This is a genomic window from Protofrankia sp. CiP1_Cm_nod2, assembly GCF_920664355.1.
GTDB lineage: Bacteria > Actinomycetota > Actinomycetes > Frankiales > Frankiaceae > Protofrankia.
Genome location: NZ_CAKKTL010000262.1, coordinates 1 through 6,914, shown reverse-complemented (window position 1 = coordinate 6,914; position 6,914 = coordinate 1). Strand labels below are relative to the sequence as shown.

General features: G+C 69.8%; 4 protein-coding genes and 1 pseudogene. All 5 read right to left on the bottom strand.

Features of this window, described 5'->3' with window-relative positions:
• Positions 1–148: 148 nt before the first annotated feature.
• A complete protein-coding gene (ilvC, locus tag NBW84_RS21125; protein ID WP_250286698.1) occupies positions 149–1,150 on the bottom strand; it encodes a ketol-acid reductoisomerase in 1,002 nt (333 codons plus the stop codon).
• A gap of 70 nt (positions 1,151–1,220) precedes the next feature.
• The gene (gene ilvN, locus NBW84_RS21120; RefSeq protein WP_250286696.1) at positions 1,221–1,745 is read right to left on the bottom strand and encodes an acetolactate synthase small subunit; all 525 of its coding nucleotides are present in this window, start codon (positions 1,743–1,745) and stop codon (positions 1,221–1,223) included.
• 15 nt (positions 1,746–1,760) lie between these two features.
• Positions 1,761–3,626 (bottom strand): annotated as a pseudogene (locus NBW84_RS21115) (acetolactate synthase large subunit); the annotation flags it as partial.
• An 872-nt stretch (positions 3,627–4,498) separates the two neighbouring features.
• Positions 4,499–4,717 carry a hypothetical protein gene (locus NBW84_RS21110; RefSeq protein ID WP_250286692.1) on the bottom strand — a complete coding sequence of 73 codons (219 nt, stop codon included), beginning with the start codon at positions 4,715–4,717 and terminating at the stop codon, positions 4,499–4,501.
• Between the two features lie 678 nt (positions 4,718–5,395).
• Positions 5,396–6,914 (bottom strand): penicillin-binding transpeptidase domain-containing protein (locus NBW84_RS21105; RefSeq protein ID WP_250286690.1); only part of this gene is annotated, 1,519 nt, incomplete at its 5' end.

Sequence of the window (6,914 nt, the reverse complement as noted above, 5' to 3'; positions counted from 1 at the left end):
CGGCCCGACCGTCCGTATCCGCGCCCCGGCCCCGTCCCCGGTGCGGCGGGCGCGCGGCGACCGGCGACCGCGGGCCCGCCGCGCCGGAGACGGGTGGGACGGGGCGGGACGGGGCGGGACGGGGCGGGGTGGGACGGGGTGGGGCAGGTCAGTCGACGGGCTCGGCGATCCAGGACATCAGCGGCCGCAGCTGGGCGCCGACCTGCTCGATCGGGTGCTTCTTGCCCTCCTCGACGAGCTTGGTGAACTGCGGGCGGCCCGCGTCGTCCTCGGCCACCCACTCGCGGGCGAACGAGCCGTCCCGGATCTCGCCGAGGATGCGGCGCAGCTCGTCCTTCACCGCCTGCGTGATCACCCGCGGGCCGCGGGTGACGTCGCCGTACTCGGCCGTGTCCGAGATCGAGTAGCGCATCCGGCTGATGCCGCCCTCGTACATCAGGTCGACGATCAGCTTGAGCTCGTGCAGGCACTCGAAGTAGGCGACCTCCGGCTGGTAGCCGGCCTCGACCAGCGTCTCGAAACCGGCCTGTACCAGGGCACTCGCGCCGCCGCAGAGCACAGCCTGCTCGCCGAAGAGGTCGGTCTCGGTCTCCTCGGTGAAGGTCGTGCGCAGCGCGCCGGCGCGGGTGCCGCCGATCGCCTTGGCGTAGGCGAGCGCGAGCGCGAGCGCGCCGCCCGACGCGTCCGCCTCGACCGCGACCAGCACCGGGACGCCCTTGCCCTCGGTGAAGGTCCGCCGGACCAGGTGCCCCGGGCCCTTCGGCGCGACCATGAACACGTCCACCCCGGCCGGCGGCTCGATCAGCCCGTACCGGATGTTGAACCCGTGGCCGAACGCGAGCGCCTTGCCCGGCGACAGGCTGGGCGCGATGGACTCCGCGTAGATCTTACGGTGGGCGGTGTCCGGCGCGAGCAGGATGATCACGTCCGCCTCGGCCGACGCCTCGGCCGGGGTGAGCACCCGCAGCCCCTGCTCGGCGGCCCGCGCCCGGCTGCGGCTGCCCTCGGGCAGGCCGACCCGGACGTCCACGCCGCTGTCGCGCAGGTTGAGGGCGTGGGCGTGGCCCTGACTGCCGTACCCGATGACGGCGACCTTACGGTTGGTGATGTTGTCGAGCGACGCGTCCGCGTCGTAGTAGATCTCGGCCATCGTGGGCGAATCTCCTCGATTCTTCGTCAGTGGGCCCGGCGCAACCGGGCCCACGGGATCTCCATGGCCCTCAGGCCGTCCGGTCGAGAGCACGCAGACTACGGTCGGTAATCGATCGCGGGCCTCGGCCGAGGGCGACCATGCCGGACTGGACCAGTTCCCTGATGCCGAACGGTTCGAGCATCCGGATGAGGGCGTCGAGCTTGTCGCGGGTGCCGGTGGCCTCCACGGTGACCGCGTCCGGGGCGACGTCGACCACCTTCGCGCGGAAGAGCTGGACGGTCTCGAGCACCTGCGAACGGACCGACAGGTCCGCCCGCACCTTGACCAGGACCAGCTCCCGCCGCACCGCGGCCGACGGCTCCATTTCGACGATCTTGATGACGTTGACCAGCTTGTTGAGCTGTTTCGTGACCTGCTCGAGCGGTAGCTCGTCGACGGACACGACGATCGTCATCCGGGAGACGTCGTCGTGCTCGGTCGGCCCGACCGCGAGCGACTCGATGTTGAAGCCGCGCCGGGAGAACAGCCCCGCGACCCGGGCGAGCACCCCGGGCTTGTTCTCCACCAGCACCGACAGGGTGTGCGTGCTCACGGCCTGAACCTCTTCCTACAGTTCTTCATAGTCGAAATCGGGGGCGATGTCCCGGGCGATCCTGATGTCGTCGTTGCTCGCGCCGGCGGCGACCATCGGCCACACCATCGCATCCCGGTGGACGACGAAGTCCACCACGACCGGCGCGTCGTCGATGGCCATGGCCTTGTCGATCGTGGCGTCGACCTCGTCCGGCGACTCGCAGCGCATCCCGACGCAGCCGAGCGCCTCGGCGAGGCGCACGAAGTCCGGCACCCGGCGCGTGCCCCGCGGGGCACCGGACGCGCTGCCGGCACCGGGGCCGCCGCCGGTGCCGGCGCTGGTGCCGGCACTGTCCGGCCGGGTGCCCAGGTCGGTGTTGGAGTACCGCTGGTCGTAGAACAGGGTCTGCCACTGCCGGACCATGCCGAGCGACCCGTTGTTGATGATCGCAACCTTGATCGGGATGCCTTCCAGCGCGCAGGTGGCCAGCTCCTGGTTGGTCATCTGGAAGCAGCCGTCACCGTCGATCGCCCACACCGTCGCGTCCGGCCGGCCGACCTTGGCGCCCATCGCTGCGGGCACCGCGTAGCCCATCGTGCCCAGTCCACCGGAGTTCAGCCAGGTATAGGGGTTCTCGTACGAGATGAACTGCGCGGCCCACATCTGGTGCTGGCCGACCCCGGCGACGTACAGCGCCTGCGGGCCGGCGATCCTGCCGAGCCGCTCGATGACGTACTGCGGGGCGACCGAGCCGTCCGTCGGCAGGTCGTAGCCCAGCGGGTAGGTCCGGCGCCAGCCGTCGACCTGCCGCCACCAGCCGGCGAGGTCCGCCCGCGGCTCGCCCTGCAGCGCGGCGACGAGATCGTTGATCACCTCGCGGCAGTCCCCCACGATGGGCACGTCCGCCACCCGGTTCTTGCCGATCTCGGCCGGGTCGATGTCGGCATGGATGACCGCGGCCTTCGGCGCGAAGGAGGCGAGCCGGCCCGTCACCCGGTCGTCGAAGCGGGCGCCGAGGGCGATCAGCAGGTCGGACTTCTGCAGGGCGGTCACCGCGGCGACCGACCCGTGCATCCCCGGCATGCCCAGATGCTGCGGGTGCGAGTCGGGGAACGCGCCGCGGGCCATCAGCGTCGTCACCACCGGGATGCCGGTGAGCTCGGCGAGCGTACGCAGCTCGGCGGCGGCCCGCGCCTTGAGCACCCCGCCGCCGACGTAGAGGACCGGCCGGCGGGCCGCGCTGATCATCCGGGCCGCCTCGCGGATCTGCTTGCCGTGCGGGCGGGTCACCGGCCGGTAGCCGGGCAGGCACAGCGTGGGCGGCCAGATGTCGGCGGGCAGCACCGACGTGGTCGCCTGCAGGATGTCCTTGGGCAGGTCGACGAGTACGGGCCCGGGTCGTCCGGTGGAGGCGAGGTGGAACGCCTCGGCGATCGTGCGCGGGATGTCGTCCGCGGAGGCCACCAGGAAGTTGTGCTTGGTGATCGGCAGGGTGATGCCGCAGATGTCGGCCTCCTGGAACGCGTCCGTCCCGATCGCCGCGCTCGGCACCTGGCCGGTGATCGCCACCAGGGGCACCGAGTCCATGTAGGCGTCCGCGATCGGCGTGACCAGGTTCGTCGCGCCCGGCCCGGACGTCGCGATGCACACGCCCACCCGTCCGGTGGCCTGCGCATAGCCCTCGGCGGCGTGCCCGGCACCCTGCTCGTGACGGACCAGGATGTGCCGGAGGCGCTCGGCGTCGTACAACGGGTCGTACGCCGGGAGGATCGCGCCACCGGGGATGCCGAAGACCACGTCGGCCCCGGCGGCCTCCAGCGAAAGGACCAGCGACTGCGCTCCGGTGATCTGACTGCTCATCTGATCGTCTTCCTTGACGTTCCACGGTGGTGACGGGTGGGTGGGCCGGGCACAAAAAAACCCCTCGTGCCGAAGGCACTGAGGGGCGGCGCACGCAGTCCTAAGATCGGCTACGCGCGCTCCACAAGTACAGGAATCGCAGGTGCGAGGATGCCACTGAGCATGGCTCTAACCATGCCCCGACATCCCCGCCCCCGTCAAGCTCATCAACACCCTCGTCACCCAACACCGCGCCCACCGCGACGGTGCCAGGTACCCAAGACGCCGGCAGCCCACCCACACCCCTGGCACGTCGGCACCAGCCCCAAGCCTTCAGCGTGCCGTTACCGACCTCGGACTCCCCCGTGGATCTTGCCTGATGTGAACGGCGATCCAAGAACCTCCTGACGACCAGCTCCCGCCGTCGACAGGGCCGTTCACAGCGTGGCGGGTAGGCTCACCAGACCGGTGGATCATGAGATCGAGTACGTAAGTGGCTGCCGGAGCGACCACTTACGTACTCGATCTCATGATCCGACGCTTCTGACGCCGGGAGCTTCGTGCGGCTCTGGCCGGAAATACCTACGTCACGTGGGCAGCTGACAGCGCCCCGGTGTCTCCGCTTCGTCTGGCACCGGGGTGGGCCTGAGGTGAGGTGATAGGTGTCATGTCGGCGTCAGCTCCCAGGGTGACATGCAGGTGTGGCGCTCAGGCGACGACTGGGGCCAACGGAATAAAAACGGGCGGAAAAAACATAGGCAAAGATGCTGGACAAGATATCACACAAGCAAAAAGAGTTAATTCCGTCATGACGGGATGACGGGATGACGGGATGACGGGATGACGGGATGACGGGAAACTTGCATGGCGAGGAGAGTTGTTCCCGCCGTCGCGGGATCGGCGTTCCCTGTCCGCGAGGGGAAACGGGTGGTTCAGGGCTGAGCCGGCGGTGGTTGTTCGAGGATGTCCGCGAGGGCGTCGGTAAGGCTGCCGTGGCGTATGCTCCACACGAGCATCGCCCGCCATGTCTCGTCTTTCGACACTGCTCTGCCGGTACGACGCCGGAGGTCGCGGACGAGATCTTCGAGTGCCTCCTCCTCGGCGAGGGTGAGGTTGACCGTGGTCTTACGTGGCCGGGCGGCCGGCGGCACGCCTGCGACCCTGCCGAATGGGACCAGGGCAGATCGGGCCCGCCGTCCAGAAAGACTCGACAGCGTTCTACCAGGAACAGGTCCGCCGCCAGGAACAGCTGTGGGGATCGAAGCGGCCGGCGACGGACTGGGCGAGCCGTCGGAAGTATCCGCGGGATCGGGCCTCATCGGCCATCGACCGGCCGTCCTCCACCGACGAGCGGGGCAGGACGTCCGTGGACGTCGAGCAGATGGCGCCAGGCAGGCATGGGAGCGCTCCGGAGGTCCGTGGAATACGCGAATTCCCGTGCTCTCGCCTGAGAGCGGGGGCACGGGGCAGGCGAAACCGAAAACAGCCTGCGCGCCCGGTGTGCGGCACAGGAGACAACGACGCGAAAGACAACGGAACGAAACAGTACATCGACAGAATGTCGCCAGACGCCGTTGTCTGCACCACCGGCCTGCCCAGCAGGCGACTACCCGGGATCGGGGTCGGCAAGCGCGCCGAGCGCAAACACGGTCACGGTACGCAGTGTGCCATGCAAAGCGTCACCATGTCGAACATATACACATAAAAGGCGACCATCGTTTCCCTGTTGTTTTCCACGTAACAGAACCTTCGCTGGCAACGTGCCAGCAACAGGAAGGCGGGCAAGCGCTCGTCAGGAACCGTCAGAAGGCTGTCGTCAGGGTGCGGTGTCAGGGTGTGGCGTCGAGGTTGGCCAGGAAGTGGGCGGCTATGGGGGCCGCGGACTGGGCGCCGAAGCCGCCGTCCTCGACGATGACCGCGAAGGCGACGTTGCCGCGGTAGCCGACGAACCAGCCGTGGGTCGGCGGCGGGCTGCCGTCCTTGTACTCGGCGGTGCCGGTCTTGCCGCGCACCTCACCGGGGAAGGCCACGCTGTTCGCCGTCCCCTCGGTGACCACCGCCCGCATGAAGTCCTGCAGCGTCGGGACCACCGCCGCCGGCAGCGGGTTGCTGCGCGGCGCCGTGCCGGTCACGAACGGCTGGTGCCAGGTGCCGCTGGCGGCCGCCGCTGCCACGCTGGCCATCTGTAGCGGGCTCGCGTTCACCTTGCCCTGTCCGATGGCGTCCGACGCCGATTCCACAGCGTCCTTCGGCGTCGGGAAAGAACCGCCGACGCTCGCTATCGGCAGTGGCTGGCTGCCGTCGAAACCATAGAGTTTCGCGGCCTGCTCCAATGCCGTGTCCGGCAACGACTGCTCCAGCCGGATGAACGCGGTGTTGCAACTGCGGGCGAACGCCTCCCGCAACGGGATAACACCGAACTGCTCGGCCTCGGCGTTATTGAAGGTGCGCCCGCCGACCGCCACGGTCTGGGTGCAGTCCAGCGGGGTGTTCGCGTCCTTCCCCGCGATCAGCGCGGCGGTCGCCGTGACAATCTTGAAGGTGGACCCCGGCGGATAATGGCCGTTGATCGCCCGGCCGTACCCGTTGAGCGGGTGGTTCACCAGGGCGAGGACACCGCCGGTGCGCACGTCGACGGCCACCAGCGCCCCGGTGGGCTTGGACGCGGCCGCCATCGCGGCCTCGCCGGCCCGCTGCACCTTCAGGTCCAGCGTGGTCTGCACGTCCTTGCCGTCGGTCATCGGGTACGACCGCAGGGTACTGACGGTCTCGTTGCGCTCGTTGCGGACGACCACCGTGCCGCCCTGCGGGGCGAGGACCGCGTCGTGGACGCGCTGCAGTCCCGACAGCGGGGCCACCTGGCCGACCAGGTTGCCGGCGAGCTCCGCGTCGCCGCTCAGCGGCTGGCCGTTGGCGTCGACCAGCTGGCCGCGTTTACCCTTGGACGTCGTGCGGTCCAGCCGCAGGCCGGGTGCTGCCAGCGCGGGGTGGATCGCGTCCGGCCGGGCCTGGACCTTCCATGCCTTCCCCTGACGGGCGAGGTGCAGCACGCCGTCATAGCCGTACGGCTCGGGGAAGCTGGCCAGGGTGAGCAACGCCGAGTAGCCGACCGTGGCGGTCGAACCCGTCCGCTCCAACGCACCCGGGACGAAACGGGCCCCGGTCACGTTCAGCCTGGTCCGGGCGTCGGCCATGGACGTCACGAGCTGGTCAACGTTGATCGTCCCCGGCACGGCCACCGCGGTCACGCCGGCCCTGCCCTGCTCCTGCGCGGCCGTGAGCGCGACGCTGGCGGCGGGCACCGCGCTGGGCCCGGCGCTGGCGGGCCCGGCGCTGGCGGGCCCGGCC

Bases quoted from the DNA above. Each gene is read 5' to 3' on its own strand.
- ilvC (WP_250286698.1), bottom strand. From the start codon at position 1,150: ATGGCCGAGATCTACTACGACGCGGACGCGTCGCTCGACAACATCACC.